Source organism: Pseudomonas caspiana, assembly GCF_040224095.2.
Taxonomy (GTDB): Bacteria; Pseudomonadota; Gammaproteobacteria; order Pseudomonadales; family Pseudomonadaceae; genus Aquipseudomonas; species Aquipseudomonas caspiana.
Window position 1 is genome coordinate 2,891,908 of the sequence record NZ_CP167995.1, and the last position, 19,384, is coordinate 2,911,291.

21 protein-coding genes are annotated in these 19,384 nt (G+C 57.8%); 11 read left to right on the forward strand and 10 right to left on the reverse strand.

What is annotated here, in order from left to right:
• Positions 1-187 precede the first annotated feature (187 nt).
• Positions 188-538, forward strand: a complete 351-nt coding sequence (locus ABRP31_RS13255; RefSeq protein WP_087273509.1) for an SPOR domain-containing protein — start codon at positions 188-190, stop codon at positions 536-538.
• A gap of 111 nt (positions 539-649) precedes the next feature.
• Positions 650-1,150, forward strand: coding sequence for a hypothetical protein (locus ABRP31_RS13260; RefSeq protein ID WP_087273511.1), 501 nt, complete (start codon positions 650-652; stop codon positions 1,148-1,150).
• A gap of 113 nt (positions 1,151-1,263) precedes the next feature.
• Here ABRP31_RS13260 and ABRP31_RS13265 read toward each other — a convergent pair whose 3' ends face one another.
• Positions 1,264-1,584 carry a YqjD family protein gene (locus ABRP31_RS13265; RefSeq protein ID WP_087273513.1) on the reverse strand — a complete coding sequence of 107 codons (321 nt, stop codon included), beginning with the start codon at positions 1,582-1,584 and terminating at the stop codon, positions 1,264-1,266.
• A 163-nt stretch (positions 1,585-1,747) separates the two neighbouring features.
• Here ABRP31_RS13265 and ABRP31_RS13270 point away from each other — a divergent pair, with 163 nt between their 5' ends.
• Entirely contained in the window at positions 1,748-2,002 is a 255-nt protein-coding gene (locus tag ABRP31_RS13270) for a hypothetical protein (RefSeq protein ID WP_087273515.1), read from the forward strand.
• 33 nt (positions 2,003-2,035) lie between these two features.
• Here the strand turns inward: ABRP31_RS13270 and ABRP31_RS13275 are convergent, their stop codons facing one another.
• Positions 2,036-2,515: an LEA type 2 family protein gene (locus ABRP31_RS13275; protein ID WP_087273517.1), complete on the reverse strand. Its 480-nt coding sequence runs from the start codon at positions 2,513-2,515 to the stop codon at positions 2,036-2,038.
• A 161-nt stretch (positions 2,516-2,676) separates the two neighbouring features.
• Between ABRP31_RS13275 and ABRP31_RS13280 the strand changes: the two genes are divergently transcribed.
• From ABRP31_RS13280 to ABRP31_RS13295, 4 genes are all read left to right on the forward strand, one after another.
• Positions 2,677-3,732 (forward strand): AraC family transcriptional regulator, encoded by a 1,056-nt coding sequence (locus ABRP31_RS13280; protein ID WP_349972039.1) that lies wholly within the window; start codon positions 2,677-2,679, stop codon positions 3,730-3,732.
• A 59-nt stretch (positions 3,733-3,791) separates the two neighbouring features.
• Positions 3,792-4,559, forward strand: a complete 768-nt coding sequence (locus ABRP31_RS13285) for a 3-hydroxyacyl-CoA dehydrogenase (RefSeq protein WP_349972025.1) — start codon at positions 3,792-3,794, stop codon at positions 4,557-4,559.
• A gap of 104 nt (positions 4,560-4,663) precedes the next feature.
• Positions 4,664-5,872 carry an acetyl-CoA C-acyltransferase gene (locus tag ABRP31_RS13290; protein WP_349972026.1) on the forward strand — a complete coding sequence of 403 codons (1,209 nt, stop codon included), beginning with the start codon at positions 4,664-4,666 and terminating at the stop codon, positions 5,870-5,872.
• 71 nt (positions 5,873-5,943) lie between these two features.
• Complete coding sequence (locus ABRP31_RS13295) at positions 5,944-6,717, forward strand: enoyl-CoA hydratase (RefSeq protein WP_349972027.1); 774 nt, start codon at positions 5,944-5,946, stop codon at positions 6,715-6,717.
• 5 nt (positions 6,718-6,722) lie between these two features.
• Here ABRP31_RS13295 and ABRP31_RS13300 read toward each other — a convergent pair whose 3' ends face one another.
• Positions 6,723-8,702, reverse strand: a complete 1,980-nt coding sequence (locus ABRP31_RS13300) for a type VI secretion system tip protein TssI/VgrG (RefSeq protein WP_349972028.1) — start codon at positions 8,700-8,702, stop codon at positions 6,723-6,725.
• Positions 8,703-9,038: 336 nt separating this feature from the next.
• Between ABRP31_RS13300 and ABRP31_RS13305 the strand changes: the two genes are divergently transcribed.
• A complete protein-coding gene (locus ABRP31_RS13305) occupies positions 9,039-9,743 on the forward strand; it encodes a YebC/PmpR family DNA-binding transcriptional regulator (RefSeq protein ID WP_349972029.1) in 705 nt (234 codons plus the stop codon).
• Positions 9,744-9,801: 58 nt separating this feature from the next.
• On the opposite strand, the gene ABRP31_RS13310 is transcribed toward ABRP31_RS13305, so the two are convergent.
• Complete coding sequence (locus ABRP31_RS13310; protein WP_349972031.1) at positions 9,802-11,094, reverse strand: leucine-rich repeat-containing protein kinase family protein; 1,293 nt, start codon at positions 11,092-11,094, stop codon at positions 9,802-9,804.
• A gap of 3 nt (positions 11,095-11,097) precedes the next feature.
• The gene (locus ABRP31_RS13315) at positions 11,098-11,673 is read right to left on the reverse strand and encodes a TetR/AcrR family transcriptional regulator (protein WP_087273529.1); all 576 of its coding nucleotides are present in this window, start codon (positions 11,671-11,673) and stop codon (positions 11,098-11,100) included.
• A gap of 106 nt (positions 11,674-11,779) precedes the next feature.
• Between ABRP31_RS13315 and ABRP31_RS13320 the strand changes: the two genes are divergently transcribed.
• Entirely contained in the window at positions 11,780-12,985 is a 1,206-nt protein-coding gene (locus ABRP31_RS13320) for an MFS transporter (protein WP_349972033.1), read from the forward strand.
• Between the two features lie 156 nt (positions 12,986-13,141).
• Here the strand turns inward: ABRP31_RS13320 and ABRP31_RS13325 are convergent, their stop codons facing one another.
• Complete coding sequence (locus ABRP31_RS13325) at positions 13,142-13,900, reverse strand: anti-sigma factor (protein WP_087273533.1); 759 nt, start codon at positions 13,898-13,900, stop codon at positions 13,142-13,144.
• A complete protein-coding gene (locus ABRP31_RS13330; RefSeq protein WP_349972034.1) occupies positions 13,897-14,409 on the reverse strand; it encodes a sigma-70 family RNA polymerase sigma factor in 513 nt (170 codons plus the stop codon). The genes ABRP31_RS13325 and ABRP31_RS13330 overlap by 4 nt, the downstream gene beginning before the upstream one ends.
• A 174-nt stretch (positions 14,410-14,583) precedes the next feature.
• Between ABRP31_RS13330 and ABRP31_RS13335 the strand changes: the two genes are divergently transcribed.
• Both ABRP31_RS13335 and ABRP31_RS13340 read left to right on the forward strand, forming a co-directional pair.
• Complete coding sequence (locus ABRP31_RS13335; protein WP_349972035.1) at positions 14,584-15,681, forward strand: catalase family peroxidase; 1,098 nt, start codon at positions 14,584-14,586, stop codon at positions 15,679-15,681.
• Positions 15,678-16,217: a cytochrome b gene (locus tag ABRP31_RS13340; protein ID WP_349972036.1), complete on the forward strand. Its 540-nt coding sequence runs from the start codon at positions 15,678-15,680 to the stop codon at positions 16,215-16,217. Before ABRP31_RS13335 ends, ABRP31_RS13340 begins: the two co-directional genes overlap by 4 nt.
• Positions 16,218-16,394: 177 nt before the next feature.
• On the opposite strand, the gene ABRP31_RS13345 is transcribed toward ABRP31_RS13340, so the two are convergent.
• From ABRP31_RS13345 to ABRP31_RS13355, 3 genes are all read right to left on the reverse strand, one after another.
• Positions 16,395-17,534: a M14-type cytosolic carboxypeptidase gene (locus tag ABRP31_RS13345; protein ID WP_087273540.1), complete on the reverse strand. Its 1,140-nt coding sequence runs from the start codon at positions 17,532-17,534 to the stop codon at positions 16,395-16,397.
• 111 nt (positions 17,535-17,645) lie between these two features.
• A complete protein-coding gene (locus ABRP31_RS13350; RefSeq protein WP_349972037.1) occupies positions 17,646-18,206 on the reverse strand; it encodes a DUF4880 domain-containing protein in 561 nt (186 codons plus the stop codon).
• 599 nt (positions 18,207-18,805) lie between these two features.
• On the reverse strand, positions 18,806-19,273 hold the full coding sequence (locus ABRP31_RS13355; protein WP_087273546.1) for an Lrp/AsnC family transcriptional regulator: 468 nt from the start codon (positions 19,271-19,273) through the stop codon (positions 18,806-18,808).
• Between the last annotated feature and the right edge of the window lie 111 nt (positions 19,274-19,384).

Sequence of the window (19,384 nt, forward strand, 5' to 3'; positions counted from 1 at the left end):
AATCGTTAGAATTTGTAACTGGGGCTATCAGTCAGTCGATGAGGCGCGCCACGCGGGTGCGGCCGTTGGGCGTGATCTGGTCAATTGTTTAATGTCTGAGAGCGACGAAGTGTCGCCAGCCCGAATGGACCGCTGTCGATGACAGCAGTGCTAAACTTGCGCCCACTTTTGAAAGGAGCAAGCAGACGTGCGCAATTTGGCAATGATGATGGCGGTGCTGGCACTGGCTGGATGTGATGTCGACAAGTCGACTCCGCCAGCCCCCAAGGTGCAGGCGGCAACCGCTGTGCAGGCTCCGCAGGCTGCCCCGCAATGGGAAATTCAGATCAATGCCAATGAGGCACTCAGCGATATCAGTGCCTGGCTGCTTGAGCGTAGCTATCCGCCTTATCTGGTGACGATTGACGGTAAGCAGCAATTATTGATCGGGCCGTACACGAGCCAGGAGCAGGCAGAAAAGATTCGCACTGAACTGCTGGCCAAAATCGCAAAATCCCACCGTAAAGCAGCGCCGGTCGTCATTCAGCGGGCACCTTGATAGCGGTTAGCCGGCCTTTGTCGAGAATGCAGCAAGACACTTGATCATCGCTGTGACACCCTCGGTTCACGCGCTTCGAATCATTCGAGGCGTGAACCGGGAAGCGCTGTTATGGACGAAATTCAAAGATTGGGCGAGCTACTCACCGCCAATCAACGCCATGAAGAACATAAACACCAGCAATTCCACACCGGCCTTGGGCAATGGCAGGCAAGCATTCTCAAACTCTACGAACAGATCGAAATCTGGCTCAAGCCATTAACGGCTAGTGGTCAGATTGCAGTGGAGTACGAGCCGCATCTTGCGCAGAGCAAGGGTTATCCGGACGAAAACTCTCCCTTTCGCACTCAACGTATGACGCTGACCATTGCGGGGCGGCAGGTTGCCTTGATTCCCGATGCGATGGGCCCTAAAGGATCGGTGTCGATTTCGGCGACAGGCCTTAGCCTGCATGCTCAGGAACAGGTGTCACTGAGTTGTGTCGACGCTACACAAGGTGTGCAGTGGATGGAGAAGAAGCGCATCGGCGTGAAAGAGTCCGAGGCGGTGCCATTTACGGCAGATCATTTTGCCAGGCAATTACAAGCGTTGGTGCCGGGGAGTCCGGTCTAAAACCAGCGTCGCTGGCAAAGCTGCTCCCCCCATGAATGCAATCTTGTGGGGGAGCGGTACCTGCCAGCGACAGGTTCAACACATTTCAAGGCTTGACCGTTAGTGGTCCAGGCTTAGTCGCGACGACCCAGCAACAAACCCACCACCAGACCAAAGCCTGCGGAAATGGCTACGGTCTGCCATGGGTGGCCACCGATATAGGTTTCAGTCGCTTCAACCACTGGCTTGGTACGCTCGCGTACGCTGGCTACGGATTCGGCCGCCTGTTTTAGCTTCAGGCTCAGTTGCGCGCGTAGGGTTTCGGCGTCTTCGCCGACCAGTGCGGCACTGTCCTTGAGCAGCTTGTCGGACTCTTCGATCAGGGCCTGCAGTTCGCTGAAAGCTTGGTCCTTGATCTGTTCTGCAGTGTTTTGAGCGGCAGTTTTACGAGCCATGATGTTTTCCTTTCGTTGATGATGGCAGTGAGCAATGGAGTCTTGCGGCTGACGAAAAGTTGCAGAAGTCTGTGCGACGCACGTCATTTTGCTTGTGGAATTTGCCGGAAATATACCCATACGGGTGTAAGATGCTTCCGGTTTTTAGTCACAGGTGACCGTTATGAGTTTCAATCTGGCCAACCGGCCGCTCCCGGAGCGTGCTGCGCTCGAAGACGAGAAATCCCGCCTCTTTGATCTATGGCAGAGCAATCTGGGCAAGGCCAAAGGCGACGCTGCCCGGCTATTCGGGGAACGCGCCAAGCGCAAGGGCAAATGGTCCGAATGGGTCCGCTCCGAGCTTGATGCCATGAGCCCGCCTGAGTACGCCAACATGGTCCGCAGTGAAGTCAATCGGCTCATGGCAGCCAACAAGTAAGCACGTCTTCGTATTCCTGTTTACTGCTGGGACTTACCAGCTCCCATCGACGGGCTGCGGCAGGTTCAATACTCCGCTGTCTTTGAAGCGCATGGTGCCGAATAACCCACCGGCCAGCTTGCCGCGCAGTGTGTACGGCAGGTTGTCGAGGCTCTGGGTTTGCGTCAGGCCAACGGCCTGGCGCAGGGCGGCGAAGGCTGAAACGCTGACCGGCACCACCAGCACCGTTTCGGAAAACCGTCCGATGGAACCTTGCTGATCACTTACGCCCGACGCCAGCAGCTTGCCGTTTACATCCAGGTCCAGGGCAACGCCGTTGTACTCGATGGCGGTCTCGTTAGGGTTCTGCAGTCGCAACTTGACCGCCAATCGCACTTCCAGCCCCTGGCCTGGCAAAGGCTCAATACCGACGACGTTAATGTTCAGCGGATCGCGGTTGGGCAGCAGTGCACAGGCACTCAGGGTCAACAGCAACAGGCTGACCAACAACATACGAGTCGGGCGTAAGGGCATCGGTGTTTTCCTTGCATTCGTGACAGGACCTGCACTCCGTGTCAGACCCCACGCATGCGCAGAGATTCGTTTTCAGCTGGCGCTGGCTTATGCTGCGGGACCTGCATGTCGACGAGTCGCAGATGCCTCATTACCAAAAAACAGCGCCACCGGTTGCAGCATTGACTGCAAAGCACACCATCTCCGTCGAAATGGTGCGCGAAGCATTGCTGCAAAGCGGCCTGTCCGTGCGCAGCCGGCAAATGCTTTTGACCCAGGCCGGCATCGCTCCTGATGTGCTCGCTGACTGCGATGCCCGAGTGTCGGTCAGCGCCTACGCGGCTTTGTGGCGGACGCTGGAGCAGGGCAGCGACGACTTGTTCTTTGGCATGGATCCTCGTCCGCTGCGCCAGGGCAGCCTGGCGTTTCTTTGCCGTTCGGCCATCGCTCAACCGACACTGACCGCTGGGCTTGAGTCAGCGCTGGATTTTCTCGGATTGATGCTCAAGCATTTCGATTCGAAGCTAATTCGTCAGCAAAGCGTGGCCGAGATCGTCATTGGTCAGGAGGGCGATCCGGTATCCCGGGCATTCGCAGACTTCACGTTCTGGATGATTGTGCACGGCGTCGCCTGCTGGCTGTGCGGGCGGCGGGTGCCCATTCTGGGCATTGAACTGCGTTGCGCGCAGCCGGACTACATTGATGACTACAAAGTGATGTTCTCCGAAAACCTGCGTTTCCAGCGGCCGCGCTCAAGAATGATCTTTGCGGCGGATTGCCTTGATTTACCTATCCGGCGCAGCGTCGACGAACTTCAAGCATTTCTCGCAGCGCTCCCCGGCAATCTACTGGTCAAGTACCGTGACCCGCAGAGTCTGGCCAGCCGAGTCCGTCAGCACTTGCGCAGCCTTCCCGCCGAGCAATGGCCGACCAGTGCCGAGCTGGCTGCCAGCTTGTTCATGTCGAACTCGACCTTACGCCGTCGGTTGGCTGAAGAGGCGCAGAGCTATCAGGCACTGAAAGATTCGGTGCGCAAGGATCTGGCCATCGGCTGGTTGACCGACGAACAGCTGGATTTTGCCACTATTGCCAGTCGCTTGGGCTTTGCTGACGCCAGTTCATTCCAGAAAGCCTTTCGCAAATGGTCGGGGAGTAATCCTGGCCATTACCGGGACGTCGTTTTGGGCAGTACGAGTCAAAACCGGTCATCCACACTGAGCACTTTGGCCATTGCCTGATCGGAAGTGCAGCGCGACTATTTCGGTAACAAAAACAAAATGCCGAATAGAGGTCACTCATGGATATTCGCGACAAAGTGTTCCTGGTCAGTGGTGGTGCATCCGGGCTGGGCGCCGCCACTGCACAGATGCTGGTCAATGCCGGGGCCAGAGTGGTGCTAGCCGACCTCAATGCCGAGGCCTTGGCCACTCAGACGGACAAGATGGGTGCACATGTCCGGGCCGTTGTCACCGATGTCAGCCAGGAGGCGTCCGCGCAGGCTGCCGTGCAAGCCTGTATCGAGGCGTTCGGTGCACTGCATGGACTGGTCAATTGCGCCGGTATCGTGGGTGCGCAGAAAATCCTTGGTAAAGAAGGTCCTCACGATCTGTCCGGTTTTCGTCGGGTGATCGACGTCAACCTCATAGGCACTTTCAACCTCTTGCGACTCGCGAGTGAAGCCATGTCTCGCGATACCGCAGATGAGGGCGGCGAACGTGGCGTAATCATCAACACCGCCTCGGTGGCGGCTTACGACGGCCAGATCGGCCAGGCCGCTTACGCCGCCTCCAAAGGCGCAATAGTCAGCATGACCCTGCCCGCAGCTCGAGAGCTCGCGCGTTTTGGCATCCGCGTCATGACCATCGCCCCCGGTATTTTCGAAACACCGATGATGGCGGGCATGACACCTCAGGTGCGCGAGTCCCTGGCCGCAGGCGTACCGTTCCCGCAACGGCTGGGTAAACCGGACGAGTACGCCGCGTTGGTCCGGCACATCATCGAAAATCCTATGCTCAATGGTGAAGTGATTCGTCTGGATGGTGCCTTGCGTATGGCGGCGCGATAGCCGACGCAGCTGTCTGTAGGGCTGCCGACAGCTGCGACTGCCCGTAATCCATACTTATGACTGATAAATCAATTGGTTAGGCGTCTTTTGAAAGGTAATTAATCATGACTTCAGAACGCTCATCATTGAACGAAGACCCTGTAGTGATCGTCAGTGCCATGCGCACGCCCATGGGCGGTTTTCAGGGCGACTTGCAGAGCCTGACGGCGCCTCAGCTGGGTGCCGCAGCGATTCGCGCTGCCGTGGCCCGTGCAGGTATATCGCCCGAGGAGGTCGAGCAAGTATTGTTTGGTTGCGTGTTGCCCGCCGGGCTGGGTCAGGCCCCTGCGAGGCAAGCGGCATTGGGTGCAGGGCTGTCCAAATCAACGCTATGCACGACGCTGAACAAGATGTGCGGATCAGGCATGCAGGCGGTGATGCTGGCCCATGACCAGTTGCTGGCCGGTACCGCCCGAGTGGTGGTGGCGGGCGGAATGGAAAGTATGTCCAACGCGCCGTATTTATTGGACCGGGCACGCAGCGGCTATCGCATGGGGCACGGCAGAGTGCTCGATCATATGTTTCTCGACGGCCTTGAGGATGCTTACGAGCCAGGTCGGTTGATGGGGACTTACGCCGAACAATGCGCGCATAGCCACGGTTTTACCCGGGAAATGCAGGATGCATTTGCGCTGGCATCACTCAGCCGAGCACAGGATGCGATCAACAATGGCTGGTTCGCGGATGAAATAATCCCGCTGGACGTCGCCGTGGGTAAGGAACGACGGCTGGTCAGTCACGATGAGCAGCCACCAAAGGCCCGGCCGGATAAGATCCCGACACTTAAACCTGCTTTTCGCGAGGGCGGAACTGTGACCGCGGCCAATTCCAGCTCCATTTCCGACGGGGCTGTCGCGTTGCTCTTGATGCGTCGTTCTGCAGCTGCACTGCAAGGCCTCAAGCCCTTGGCAGTGATCCACGGCCATAGCGCTTTTGCTGATGAGCCGGGACTGTTTCCCGTGGCGCCCATCGGGGCGATCACCAACCTCATGAAGCGCACTGGATGGACGCTGGAGCAGGTTGACCTGTTCGAAATCAATGAGGCCTTCGCCGTCGTAACGCTGGCGGCCATGAGCCAACTGAATCTGCCGCATCACAAGGTCAATGTGCATGGCGGCGCCTGTGCCCTCGGGCATCCCATTGGCGCTTCGGGTGCCCGTATTCTTGTGACGTTGCTGGGTGCCTTGCGCCGACAAGGGCTGCGGCGAGGCGTTGCCGCCATTTGCATTGGTGGCGGCGAAGCAACCGCTATGGCATTGGAACTAGTCGATTAAAAGCAATGAGTCATGATTCAAAGTTAATGTAGATTATAGAATAAATGACTGGATAGAAGGGCGGAAAATCAATGACTTACGAATGTATCCTGATAGAGATTCGAGGAAGGGTGGGGCTTGTTACGCTTAACCGTCCGCAGGCCTTGAATGCGCTCAACGCGCAATTGATCAGCGAGCTGAACCACGCTCTGGATGATCTGGACGCTAATCGTAACATCGGTTGTATTGTGCTGACCGGTTCCAGCAAAGCCTTTGCCGCAGGCGCAGATATCAAGGAAATGGCTGAACTGAAGTATCCGCAAATTTATCTGGACGATCTGTTCAGCGACAGTGATCGCGTTGCTTCCCGACGTACGCCAGTGATCGCTGCCGTTGCCGGATTTGCGTTGGGTGGCGGCTGCGAACTGGCCTTGATGTGCGACTTCATCCTGGCGGCGGATAACGCCCGGTTCGGCCAGCCTGAAATCAAGCTCGGTGTCTTGCCGGGTATGGGCGGCACCCAGCGTTTGACTCATGCGGTAGGCAAGGCCAAGGCCATGGAAATGTGCCTGACCGGCCGCTTGATTGACGCTCAGGAAGCCGAGCGCGCCGGGCTGGTGGCGCGCGTATTGCCGCTCGACGAGTTGCTGGGTGAGGCGTTGAAAGTCGCCGCGTCCATTGCGGAAAAATCGCTACCCGTGGCGATGATGGTCAAAGAAAGCGTCAATCGGGCGTTCGAGGTCAGTCTTGCCGAAGGTATCCGCTTCGAACGCCGGGTGTTTCATGCTGCTTTCGCGACCGAAGACCAGAAAGAAGGCATGGCTGCCTTCATTGAGAAGCGCGAGCCCCGTTTCAAGGGGCGATAAATGCGTCAGCGATGCTGACGGAATGCTTGATGCAACCGTTTCGGCCAGTTCTGTTCAAACCAGGTCTGCAGCTTGATGCATTGCCCCGGGTGGACCAGACAAAGGTCATCCGGGCTCTTGCGGTAAGCATCTGCCAGCTCACGTAACTGTTGAGGGCCAAGTCCGCAATAACCGTGTTTGTCGGTCTTGCCTTCGAACAGGAAATGCTCGGGTTGCAGCCTGGCGAGGAATTGCAGCCCCGCGTCGCGCATCCGCACGATGTACCACAAGCAATGGGCCAATGGCGCACCGCGCAGGCCTGGCTGTTCGGTCAGGCGCAAATCGGCATCAAGAAAAGTCAGCGCAGCATGTTGCCTGTGAGCGTCCATTGTCATGGAACGGTCTTTGGCGACCAGTAAAGGCGGTGCGCCCGTCATGCTGATGCGTGTGGCAGTCAGTCTGAATCTGGCATCTACCGTGGCGAGTTGCAGTTCCCGCCCGGCACTCAGGTGCAGGGTTTGCGGCAGGTCCAGATGAACCTGTTCAGCGCTCGGCAAGCTGTCCATAGGTTGACTGGGCGAAGATGCGCCATGCTCGTCAGGCACGCCAAGAATAATCGGTCGCTGCGGGTCGCTCTCAAAGTGCCCCACATTTAACGTCGCGCCAATGCGCAGCGCCTTCAGCTGCGGCAAAGAAATACACGCATGCGCGTACAACTCAGCGCTGGCCTCGGCAGAGTCGGGGTCCAAGCCAATGGGTAGCCGTCCGTCCAGTCGCTGATCTTTTGTCTGCTTGCACTGCCTCAGCAAGGTTGCGGTTTGAACACCGGCTGCAGGTTTACGATGCTTCAACGCTGGCCGGAAAGGCATCTCCCAAGGCAGCACGCGGAAGCTGTTGCTATAGCCATCGCGATGATACTCTGCGTTGAAGTCCTTCAGCTCCGGTTCCGAGCGTGCCGCCAGGGACTTGATAACCTCGATAATCTGCGCAGCATCTTCTGTCGCGCGGCTTGGCAAGAGTTGAGGTTGACTGGCGAAATGAGTGACCTCAACCATTAGCCATTGGTCGTTGAACCGGGCTTCGGGATGGGCCTGTACCTGAATGATCTGACCTGGTGTCATCGGCAAGTCGGTGCTCAGGCCGAGGATTGTGCGCCGCTCGCAGCGTTGACGCTCCAGGACACGGGCGCCAATTTGCCGCTCATGGGCCTGGCGCTCGGTGGGCAGACGCGAAAGCACGCTGGCCTCGAGGCGCTGATTGCTCGCGTCCCGCTCGTTAACGCGGGCGAGTTTCGGGGTGGGCAGAGCCCGGTGATGGTGTGAGAAGACGTTATGGTCAGGGGTGACTGGCTGCAGCGCCCATTGTTCGGCAAGGTACGAGATGGCTGGAGCGTGTACTGCTTGCAATACGGGAGGCTTGAATTGGGCCGCAACTGATCGATGAGGGAAGCAGGCAGGGTCGTCGGCGAAGATCATCAGATGACAGAAATGCTGATGTTCAAAGCGCAAATGAATGCCTTCCTCTTCACACAACCGTAACAGCAGCTCCAGATCGGTCTCATCGTGCTGTACGCACACTTCTCGCGGCGGATAGATGCCCATCAGTTGCTCAAAGCGCCAAGTGGCCTTGTCAATGCGGTGCTCCTCAAGAAGCCGGGTAATGATGTGTGGCACGCTCAGTTCCCGGAACACCCTGCGCTGACGACGCTGTTCCAGATCAAGCAAAGCAGGGCCAAGCGTGACGCGGTACAGGCTCGTCTTGATCCCCGCATGCAACTGGACAGCGCTGCTTATCTTGCCGTGCACCCCTTGATCCGGGCCAAGCGCCAGATAGGCTGCTGTTTGCTCAAGCGCCTTCAATTGCAGATTCGGATCGGTACTGAGCACATCAATAACGAAACGATAGGGAGCATTCAAAGCTTCCCGCCCGCTGACGGTGATAACGGGAAGATTGGTCTTGTGATCGCCAATCGCCAGAGTGATCGGCATACGTTGGCCTTCGGACATCCACATCGCTCCCACCTTGATTTGAGGGGGCAGAGGGTACGAAATGCCACGGGCCATAGGCATCGCTTCAGCATTTTTCAGAAAGGGACTACAGGTTAAAGAGGAATGTCGCTAGTTGCTTTGCAGTGCACTAACCCCGGTGAGAGATGACCTCGATGTGCAATCGGGCGACAGCAGGGGTTTCATCTGGCGTCATCGGGTATAAAATGCGCGGCGTCGAGCATCGATCGCGACGCATCGGTTACCTCATTTTCAACGTTTTGCCGTGGTTTGCAGTCATTCCGTTTACCGGTACTGGCGCATCGGGCAAGACGCAATCGGATCAAGAGAGCAAGCATGGGCGCACAGTGGAAGGTCAAGCATAAAGAAGCAGCATCCAATGCCAAGGGACGTATCTTCGGCAAGCTGTCCAAGGAAATCATGATTGCAGCGCGCGCCGGAGCAGACCCGGACATGAATCCGCGCCTGCGATTGGTGGTAGAGCAGGCAAAGAAAGCCTCCATGCCGCGGGAAACCCTGGAGCGTGCAATCAAGAAAGGTGCAGGCCTGCTGGGCGAAAACGTTACCTTCGAACGCCTTACCTACGAGGGCTTTGCGCCACATCGTGTGCCGGTGATCGTTGAGTGCCTGACCGACAATATCAACCGCACGGTCTCTGAAATCCGCGTGTTGTTCCGCAAGGGCCAGTTGGGCGCAGCAGGTTCGGTGTCCTGGGACTTCAACTATCAGGGCATGATCGAAGCGATGCCGATCAACCCGGATGCTGATCCTGACGAAGCGGCTATCGAGGCAGGCGCTCAGGATTGTGAGCCGGGCGAAGAGGGCGCAACCCTGTTTCTGACCGAGCCTACCGACATGGATGCAGTCTGCAAAAAGCTTCCGGAGTTCGGTTTTACCGTGCAGTCAGCTCAGTTGGGCTACCGCCCGAAAAGCACCGTTGATGGCCTCAACGATGAGCAAATGGCCGAAGTTGAAGCGTTCCTGGCTGCCATCGATAACAACGACGACGTGCAGAACGTTTATGTAGGTCTGGCGGGGTAAGCAAACTCGCGTAAACGCTTTCTCTGTGGGGGCTCGTGCTCCCCTGCAGAGCGAGCACTTATTGCAAGGCTTGACCCAGTCTCTGCTCTATCTCCTGCAACGTCGGTCGCTGACTGACCGTTGGCTGAACACAGCTAGTCTGCAATGCCCACAAGGCATCCTCTACAGGCTCGGAACAGCGTTCGAGCAACTCACCCAGCAAAATCCCGAACGCCCGCGCTTCTATGCGTTGCAGGGCATGGCTCTGTGCCGGCGTGGAATAAAACGACGCCGCGCCGAAATCTCCCAGTAAGCAATCGCCGTCGTCGTGCCAGAGAATGTTATGGCCGTACAGGTCGCCGTGAGTCATACCGTTTCGATGCAGGTGCGCAGTGACTGACGCGATGCCGTTCGCCAGTCGCAATGTAGTGTCTCTGGTCAGATGCAAACCCGTTGGGTAAACGTCTCTGGAGCAGGAGTCCAGACTCGGTGGACCTGCCAGATTGACGAAGTTCGGTTCAATCAGTTGCATGACCAATCCCGCGGATGATTGAGGATGATCGAATATCTGGCCTTCAACCTTGATGAGATTCTGGTGAGTCCCCGCAGCGATGCATGCGGCCATTTCGTTGAGCGGCGAGCCGTCGCTGGTCACAGTGCCTTTGTATAGTTTGACGGCGACAGTTCTGGCCGCCTGCTGTGGCGGTTGCCACACGGCTTGCTGGATCACCCCGGAAGCGCCTTCGCCCAGTTGCTGTTGAATACTCAGCTCGGCCCACGGGATTTGCCGGACAGGCTTTGACTCAAGCGCGGCGCAGAGCGGATTACCGGCAAAGGCCAGCCACGCCAGCGAGGGGAGTTGCAGCAGCCAGTCCGGCAGTTCGGTCAGCTGGTTGGCCGCGATGCGCAGAAGCTCAAGCTGATGACACTGGGCAAGACTCGCGGGGAGGCTGGTCAGGCGATTACCGGCCAGCATCAATTTTTGTAGCGACCGGCACTCGCCCAGCGCTTGCGGCAATTGCTCTATCTGGTTATCGGTCAGGATCAGCCAGCGCAGCCGAGGCGGCAGTGCCGCGGCCGCGACGTGCGAGATCTGGTTAGCCTTGAACCCGACGATCTGCAAACTCTCACAACGACCTATCGCGGCAGGCAGCTCAGTAAAAGGATTGTCGGAACAGAACAGCACCTTCAAGCGTGATAACCGATACAGGTCATCGGGCAAGCTGGTCAGAGCGTTACCACTTAGATTGAGGACTTCCAGCGAATCAGCCAGGTCGAAGATTTCCACTGGAAACTCGCTCAGCCCGCAAGACAGGTCCAAACGTTTGATACCGGCCAGTTTGCCAGTGCGCAGGTCCGCGAGTGTATGCATGGATTAGCGAAGACCCGTAGTGTCAGCAGGGAGGCTGAGGCAACGCTCGACCCACACATGAACGCGCTCAAGGCTGGGCGGCGCTTCTGCGTACAAGATGCGATAGATCATGGGGGCAACCACCATATCGATCAGCTCGTTGGCATCGGGGGCGGCCTCGCCACGGGCAAGAGCCCGGTCGATGATGATCTGCAACTGATCACGGGTGATGCCCGCACATTTGCCTGAGCACGTCGCCGCACTGCTGGCCACGACATCGCGCATCATCTCCCGGCCTGGCGCGGAATTCATTTCATCGAGATACATCTCGGTCCACGTGCGCAGATCGTCACGCAGGTTGCCGCAATCAATGGGTTCGTCCGGTCGCAGGCGCTCCACGGCAGCATCAGCCAGCAACGTGGTCAGGTCGCCCCAACGGCGATAGATCGTGGATGGCGTGACGCCTGCACGTGCTGCAATCATCGGGACGCTCAAGGCGGCACGGTCGTGTTCGCCGAGCAAGTCACGCACCGCGCTGTGAATTGATTCTTGCACGCGGGCGCTGCGACCGCCGGTGCGTATTCCTTCTTTTATAGCCATGAGGCGGACCTTAACACAAAGTATTTGCTTTAAGCTGCGTCAGCTCGCACAATCCGGAAACGCTAAACCTTAGCTTTAATGATGTGCCTGATCGGAGAGTGTACCCATGTCCCGTCCTTTGCAGAACCCTGACCGGGGAAACAGCGCGTTGGGGTTCCTGGCATTCACGACGCTGTGTTTTTTCGCAGCGTCCAGTGCGCCGACGCCGCTCTACCATTTGTATCAGCAGGGCTGGGGCTTTTCTGCAGCGATGCTGACGCTGATTTTTGCGGTGTATGCGTTTACGTTGCTGGTAGCGTTACTGATGGTTGGATCGCTGTCCGATTATCTGGGCAGACGTCCTGTGATCTTTGCGGCGTTGCTGTTGGAGAGTGTCTCCATGCTGCTGTTCATTTTTGCCGTTGATGTCGGTTGGTTACTGGCGGCAAGAATGATTCAAGGACTGGCAACCGGCATGGCGGGCAGTGCCTTGGGCGCGGCCTTGCTGGACAACGACGAAGCAAAGGGGCCTTTGATCAACAGTGTCGCTCCCATGTTCGGCATGGCCCTTGGCGCGCTGGGCACTGGACTTTTGGTAGAGCTTGCGCCGCTGCCGAAGTTGCTGACGTACTGCCTGTTGCTGACAGCGTTTGTCGGGCAAGCGATCTATGTCTGGTTCATTCCGGAAACGGTCAGCACCCAGCCGGGCGCCTGGAGCTCTCTTAAGCCTTCTTTGCATGTCCCTGTTCAGGCCAGGCGCACATTATGGCTGGTGTTGCCGGTGGATATCGCCGCCTGGTCGTTGGGCGGTTTCTTTCTGTCGCTTTCGCCGTCGCTGCTGGCCGCTGCCACGGGGACCACTTCTGCGATCAATGGCGGACTGGCTGTCGCCACGTTAACTATCAGCGGCGCGCTGGGGATTTTCACCTTAAGGTCGCGGCCTGCGGTGCAAGGGCTTTGGGTCGGTGCCAGTTGCTTGCCAGTCGGTGTTGCGGTGATTCTTACGGCGGTCAATGCTGGCTGGCTGTGGCTGTTCTTCGTCGGTTCGGTCATAGCGGGTGTTGGCTTCGGTTCAGGCTTTTTAGGCGCATTACGGTTGTTGCTGCCGTTGGCTCACGCCCATGAGCGCGCGGGTCTGATGTCCGCTTTCTATGTGCTCAGCTATCTGGCGTTCTGCATCCCGGCGTTGATTGCCGGTCTGAGCGCCCACAGCTTCGGGCTGATCGCGACGACCAATGCCTACGGTGGAGTGGTGATTGTGCTGGCGCTACTGGCGCTGTCCGGGTTAATCGTCAAGCATGTGGCGGGAAAGGCCGCGGTGAGCTCTGTTTGACGCTGATCAGGATCTGACACTGGTCGATCGCATAACCCGTTGGAGGGAGGCTTGCCCGCGAAGAACGATGGCGCAGTTTTATTGCCCCACCGCATTGACTGATTCGCGGGCAAGCCTCGCTCCAACAGCAATTTCCTTTCAATCCGAAGCTATTAGTCAAATAGCCCCGGGCAGCGCCTTGCGGGCCAGTTGCGCGGCCGGGTCTTTGGTCGGGGTGACCATGGCATAGTTGTACCCGGAACCAGACCAGTAGTCGGCCTGCAGATCACCGTCCAATCGGGTTCCGCGCGGCAGCATGTGATTCTTTGCTCCAGGCGGGCGGATATAGAAACTCAGGGTGCGGCCTTCCGGGTCCTTGTACACCACCAATGCCGCAGCGCCTTGTTCGGTGGTGGTCATACGCCCGCTGACTGGTTTGAAGCCCGCAGCCTCAAGATTGGGCAGGCGGTTTGCCTGGGCGAAGTGACGGTCTAGCCAGCTCTGTGCGTCGCTGGTCTTTTCAGCGCTCCAGTCGCTGGCCATGTTGTCGTTCACGGCGAACATCCGGTAGGCCTGCAAGGCATCAGCCATGGGCGGCATGCTGCTGGCAAGGGTCAACTCTCGTGCTTGCCAGCCGCTGAACCCGCCAACACCTACGGCGAGCATTAACATGGCTGCCGTCGCCAGATGACGATATCGATTACGGCGCTGGCGCTGGCGGATAAACGCGGGGTCCAGTTCGGGGTTCGGCTCACGCTGCAAATCGCCGCTTAGCGCCGCACGCAAGCGTTTTGCGTCCTCTTGCCAGGCCTTGACCTGCAGCGCGACCTGCGGATGGGCCGCCAGCCAGGTTTCCAGGCGCAGGCGGTCGGCCTCGCTCAGTTGATGATCCACGTAAGCGTGCAGGTCGAGTTCGCTGGGGGGCAGGGTGATCATTTCAATATCCGCAGAGAAGGGGTCGTGATTTCGCCATCGCTGAACTGACGAAGGGCCTGACGAGCGCGGGACAAGCGAGACATTACCGTGCCAATGGGCACGTCGAGAATCATAGCGACTTCCTTGTAACTCAAGCCTTCCACTGAGATCCATAGCAGCAGGGCACGCTGCTCGGTGTTCAGGCGTTCAAAAGCACCAAGGGTTGATTGGGCAACCACGGTGCGCTCTACGCTCGGCTGGTAATCTTCCTCACCGCCGCCGGTGAAAAGCTCCAGCATACGGCTGTAACGTCGCGAGCGCCGATGGGCGTCCAGAAACTGGCGATAGAGTATCGAGAACAACCAGGCGCGCAAATCGCCTTCCGGGCGCTTGCCTTTCCAGGCCGACAGGGCTTTCTCCAGGCTGGCCTGAACCAGGTCGTCAGCACTGCTGGCATTGCGGGTGAGCGACAGGGCAAACCGGCGCATTCGCGGAATCAGTTCCCTTAATGGTCCATCGAGTTCGTTCATGGGCTGCTTTCTCTGGTCAGCAACGGTGATCTTCGCAATCGTGAGATCAGCCAGACGATGCTCCCGGCGATATATTCCACCATTTATGCAATTTTTTCCGGCGGATGGAATAAACACTTCCAGGCTTCGTCCTACCGCCCATAAATCGTGATAGCCGATGACCTGGAGTTTCATATGACCGACCGTGATCCTTTACCTGAGAGGCAAAGACCTCCCTTGAGTCTCACCGCAACAGGCCTGCGCCTGGCCGGGATTGGCGTGGTGGTACTTGTTGCCGCCACCGCTTTTGCCTACGTCGGTGGTTACCTCGACCCGCAGCGCCTGACCCCGGACAAGCTGGTCAATACGCTGGAGCACAACAACGGCACCTTCCCCGGATATCGCCGCAATCACCCCAAAGGAGTGTGCGTTGCAGGTTACTTCGACAGTAACGGCGCGGCAGCCGGGCTTTCCCGTGCTGAAGTTTTTTCCGCGACTCGCACGCCGGTGGAAGGCCGGTTTGCCTTGCCAACCGGCAATCCCTACTCGCCGGACAGTGCCGCCCCGATTCGCAGTCTGGCCGTGCGTTTCATCCAAAAAGATGGCCAGCAGTGGCGCACCGGGATGAACGCCATGCCGGTGTTCCCTGTCGGTACGCCACAGGCGTTCTATGAATTACTGCAAGCCACGGCACCGGACCCCAAAACCGGTAAGCCTGACCCGTCAAAACCACCAGCGTTCTTCGGCAGTCATCCGGAAACAGCGCCATTCCTGGCGTGGGTTAAAACCGCCAAGCCTTCGGCCAGCTACGCAACGGTCACTTACAACAGCGTCAACGCGTTCTATCTGATCAATGCCGAGGGTAAACGTCAGGCTGTGCGCTGGAACATGGTGCCTGTCGACGCCGCTGAATCAGCTGCGCCTGCGCCGGATACCAAGGACTACCTCGAACCAGATCTGGGCTCGCGTCTGGCTGCAGGACCGCTACGTTTCAATTTGATCCTGACCCTGGCCAATGCTGATGACCCGGTCAACGACGCCAGCAAACAGTGGCCTGCTGATCGTCGCACGGTGAACGCAGGCACTCTGGTACTGGAAAGCGAACAGCCGCAGTTGAGCGGCGCATGCCGCGACATCAACTACGACCCGTTGGTGCTGCCATCCGGCATCAGTGGATCGGACGATCCGCTGTTGGCAGCGCGTTCGGCTGCTTACGCCACGTCTTACAAACGGCGTACCGCTGAAGTCGAGCAACTCCCCAAAACCGCGCCCGTCCCGGAGAAAAAATCATGACCGCTCCCAACAAGCACTTCTCGCTGATGGCGCGCCTGCTGCATTGGTCGATGGCGTTGATGATCATCGCCATGCTGTTTATCGGCGCGGGCATGGTGGCGTCGGTATCGGCGCGTCATGAATGGTTGCTCAACCTGCACAAACCATTGGGTATCGCGATTCTGGTGCTGGTGATTCTGCGCATCATCGTGCGCCTGTCCAGCCAGACCCCGCCGTTGCCGGCTGACTTGCCGAGCTGGCAGGTGCTGGCGGCAAAACTGTCCCATTACGTGTTGTACGCTTTGATGCTGGCAATGCCACTGATTGGCTGGGCGATGATTTCCGCCGCCGGAGATCCGGTGATGCTCAGTAGTTCGCTGCGTTTGCCGTCGATTGTCGCTGCTGACGCAGGAACCTTCGCGCTGTTACGTCAGGCCCATACATGGCTGGCATACACGCTGTTCCTGACCGTGCTGATGCACATCGCTGCGGCGCTGTTTCATGCGTGGGTACGGCGTGATGAGGTGTTGGGGAGCATGTTGCGGGGGCGAGGGTAACCGCGTCGCACCATTGCATTCATGTACCAGAGGCACCGATGTCTATGCCACCGTGCTGCCTCGCGGCATAAAGTGAAACCTGTAGGAGCGCACGAGCAGCGCGAGGCCGCGATAGCGGTGTTCCAGAAAAATCGCCATCGCGGCCTCGCGGTGCTCGTGCGCTCCTACAGGGTTTTTTCAGCGTAGTACCGTTGCCATTTCAGACAGGGTGGTCAAGACATCCTTGGCCAGCTGTTTGGACCGCTTGCCGTCCCAACCGGTGGTCAGGTTCGGGGCGTCGTCGTTGTCCTTGAAAGGCATTTCCAGTGTCAGCGACAGGCATTTGTACTTCTCGCCGACGCTGTTGCACGCCAGGTTCATGTTGGCTTTGCCCGGCTGAGAACGCTGATAGCCGTAGCGGGTCTGGAAATCCTGGGTGATTTCACTCAAACGGCTGCGGAAATGCTCCTCCAGTTGCTGCTGTTTGGGCGTGTATCCCGGATTGCCTTCGCAGGCGGCGGTGAACACATAAGGGATCTCTTCGTCGCCATGCACGTCTAGGAACATGTCCACGCCGTACTTTTCCATCTGCTCCTTGACGAAGAACACTTCCGGGCTGGTTTCCTGAGTGGAGTCCTGCCATGCACGGTTGAGGTCTTTGCCATTGGCATTGGTGCGCAAGTGACCGTGAAAAGAACCGTCGGGATTCATGTGCGGTACGAGGTACAGGTCGGCGACTTCCAGCAGGGCATTCAGCACCGGGTCATCCTGCTGTTGCAAGCGCTCGATCACGCCTTCCATGAACCATTCGGCCATATGCTCGCCGGGATGTTGCTGAGCAATGATCCAGATATTGCGCTTGCCCTCGGCTCCGTTGCCGCGACGTAGCAGGGGAATATCACGGCCTTCGACGCTCTTGCCAGTGGCGAGCAATTCGGTGCCGGCCTTTTCCAGCGCCTGCCCTATGAGCCAGTCATGGCGCTCGCGGCTGTAGGGTTCGAAATAGGCAAACCAGACATGCTCGCCAGTGGGCGTGAGGCTGAAATTCAGGGCGCTGCCGTCGAACGTGGAGGGCACGCGAAACCAGGTCTGGTGATCGTAGGACGCCACGGCGTTATAGCCGGTCCAGGCATTGTTGTAGCTGGATTGGCTGGCATTGGTCAGGCTGAACCGGTGGACCTGGCCCGTCTGCAGGCCGTCGACCTTGAAGTGAAACCACTGAAAATGCGGGCTGCGGGTATCCGGGCGGATGGCCAGCTGAATCTGTGCAGGGTTGCTCGCGTCTATCACTTCGATATTGCCGCTATCGAAATCTGCGCTGATTTTGAGAGAGGTCACGGTCTGATCCTGTGTACGTTAGTGCCAGTTGTGGCGCTACTTTACACGGAACCGGCGCGGAGCAATGCGCGTCGCTGCGACGTGAAGGTGTGAGAATCGGTCACTCTTTATTCAAAAGTGACCGAACGATGCAAATGCCTCCGCCGTAACCAGCAAGCTGCACAGAAAAGCAGTCGCCATGCACCAGAACAGATAGCTACGGCGTTTGCGGCGATGCCAGCCGCTTGCACCCATCAACGCAGCCGGGGCTTGCAGTTGTCGCCACAAACGCTCGGTGCCTTCGAACGCAGCAAGGTGCGCCAGGTCGGCGTCCAGCCAGTGACGGAATTCGATACGTTGGCTGGCGGTAGCCTGCGGACTTTGCAGATGCACATACCAGCGACTGGCTTGTTGGCACGCGGGCTCGGCAGCGCTGGCCTCATCCACAGCAACCTGCTGACGGCTGGTTTGCAGGACGCGCGCCATGGCTTGTTCTACGCAAGTAACATCAATGTCCAGCAGGCTGGCGATATCGGTGTACGACAGGCCGTCGAGTCGGCTGAGCAGAAAGACCTGCTGTGTACGCCGGGAAAGCTTCACCAGACCGCGCCGCAGGTTCTCACCGTGCTGGCTCAGCGGAACATCTGGCTGCTGGGCAGGTGCAGCGGGGAAGGACGAGAGTTGAATACTCATGATCGAATGCCTCGCTTGATGTTGATGAATACTTCTTTGCCAAGGTGCTGCTTTTAAATTCTTTCTGTAGGAGCGCACGAGCACCGCGAGGCCGCGATAGCGGTCTGTCTGATACTCCGCGATCGCGGCCTCGCGGTGCTCGTGCGCTCCTACAGGTCCAGTGCTTGCCGTCCCACGTGACTGTGTTCTGAGATCCATTCTCAAGTGATAAGCCAGCGCAATTACCGATTATCTTCTGCCTGGCGCCCTTGAAAGTGAAACTCTCAGACCCGCTCCCTGATCTTTTTGCTATGATCCGCGCCATCGTAGAAACGACACTCTCTTCATTAGCCTGAAGAACGCAGCACCCGAACCTTGCATCACCAGTGACACCAAAAAAATAGAAACGAACCGCAAAACTAAAAAAAAGACCCGGAAAAAATCCGGGTCAAAAACCGTGATTAGCCTGATGAGGAGATAATCCAGAAGCCGACCTAAGACTTCTGAGTTATCCAACTGACCTTGCGGCCAGTTGCTTGCAATAATAATCATTATCATTTGCAAGTCAAACCTTTTTATCGTCCCCATAGAAAAATGATTCAGATCCCGCCTGACGCCCGTCAGTCCAGCGGCAGCTCAGTCGTGCGTTTCACTTCGCTCATGGCGATGTTCGAGTGGGCTTCCTGCACGTGAGGCTGCTGCAGCAGATGATCCCGCAGGAAACGCTCATAACTGGCGATGTCCTGCGCCACCACCTTCAGCATGAAATCCATATCGCCCGCCATCGTGTAGCACTCCAGCACCTCGGGGTAGCCGGTGATCGCTTCTTCGAATTCGGCGAGAAAGCGCCGACCGTGCCCTGATAACTTCACATCGACAAATACCGTCATCGTCAGTCCGAGCTTTTGCGGGTTGAGCAGGGCGACTTTGCGCTCGATATAGCCTTCTTCCTGAAGACGGTTGATGCGCCGCCAGCAAGGAGATTGCGACAGCTCCACGCGCTCGGCGATTTCGGCTGCCGAGAGATCGGCGTTGTGTTGCAGCAGTCGCAGGATCCGGCGGTCGATCGGGCTTAATTTGTTCTGCATGAATTGACCTCTTTTTTTATTTTTATAGAAACGAACATGCAGAAGTTCAGCAGATAAACGGCAAATTAGAAAGAAAAAGCCTCATTGCTACAGGCAGTATTTTGCTTGTGA

What these genes read in the sequence shown, in the direction of transcription:
- ABRP31_RS13320 (WP_349972033.1), top strand. Translation starts at nt 11,780, where the DNA reads ATGTCCCGTCCTTTGCAGAACCCTGACCGGGGAAACAGCGCGTTGGGG.
- ABRP31_RS13300 (WP_349972028.1), bottom strand. Translation starts at nt 8,702, where the DNA reads ATGTCCGAAGGCCAACGTATGCCGATCACTCTGGCGATTGGCGATCAC.
- ABRP31_RS13325 (WP_087273533.1), bottom strand. Translation starts at nt 13,900, where the DNA reads ATGATCACCCTGCCCCCCAGCGAACTCGACCTGCACGCTTACGTGGAT.
- ABRP31_RS13275 (WP_087273517.1), bottom strand. Translation starts at nt 2,515, where the DNA reads ATGCCCTTACGCCCGACTCGTATGTTGTTGGTCAGCCTGTTGCTGTTG.
- ABRP31_RS13305 (WP_349972029.1), top strand. Translation starts at nt 9,039, where the DNA reads ATGGGCGCACAGTGGAAGGTCAAGCATAAAGAAGCAGCATCCAATGCC.
- ABRP31_RS13260 (WP_087273511.1), top strand. Translation starts at nt 650, where the DNA reads ATGGACGAAATTCAAAGATTGGGCGAGCTACTCACCGCCAATCAACGC.
- ABRP31_RS13340 (WP_349972036.1), top strand. Translation starts at nt 15,678, where the DNA reads ATGACCGCTCCCAACAAGCACTTCTCGCTGATGGCGCGCCTGCTGCAT.
- ABRP31_RS13335 (WP_349972035.1), top strand. Translation starts at nt 14,584, where the DNA reads ATGACCGACCGTGATCCTTTACCTGAGAGGCAAAGACCTCCCTTGAGT.
- ABRP31_RS13295 (WP_349972027.1), top strand. Translation starts at nt 5,944, where the DNA reads ATGACTTACGAATGTATCCTGATAGAGATTCGAGGAAGGGTGGGGCTT.
- ABRP31_RS13270 (WP_087273515.1), top strand. Translation starts at nt 1,748, where the DNA reads ATGAGTTTCAATCTGGCCAACCGGCCGCTCCCGGAGCGTGCTGCGCTC.
- ABRP31_RS13285 (WP_349972025.1), top strand. Translation starts at nt 3,792, where the DNA reads ATGGATATTCGCGACAAAGTGTTCCTGGTCAGTGGTGGTGCATCCGGG.
- ABRP31_RS13290 (WP_349972026.1), top strand. Translation starts at nt 4,664, where the DNA reads ATGACTTCAGAACGCTCATCATTGAACGAAGACCCTGTAGTGATCGTC.
- ABRP31_RS13315 (WP_087273529.1), bottom strand. Translation starts at nt 11,673, where the DNA reads ATGGCTATAAAAGAAGGAATACGCACCGGCGGTCGCAGCGCCCGCGTG.
- ABRP31_RS13330 (WP_349972034.1), bottom strand. Translation starts at nt 14,409, where the DNA reads ATGAACGAACTCGATGGACCATTAAGGGAACTGATTCCGCGAATGCGC.
- ABRP31_RS13355 (WP_087273546.1), bottom strand. Translation starts at nt 19,273, where the DNA reads ATGCAGAACAAATTAAGCCCGATCGACCGCCGGATCCTGCGACTGCTG.
- ABRP31_RS13265 (WP_087273513.1), bottom strand. Translation starts at nt 1,584, where the DNA reads ATGGCTCGTAAAACTGCCGCTCAAAACACTGCAGAACAGATCAAGGAC.
- ABRP31_RS13350 (WP_349972037.1), bottom strand. Translation starts at nt 18,206, where the DNA reads ATGAGTATTCAACTCTCGTCCTTCCCCGCTGCACCTGCCCAGCAGCCA.
- ABRP31_RS13310 (WP_349972031.1), bottom strand. Translation starts at nt 11,094, where the DNA reads ATGCATACACTCGCGGACCTGCGCACTGGCAAACTGGCCGGTATCAAA.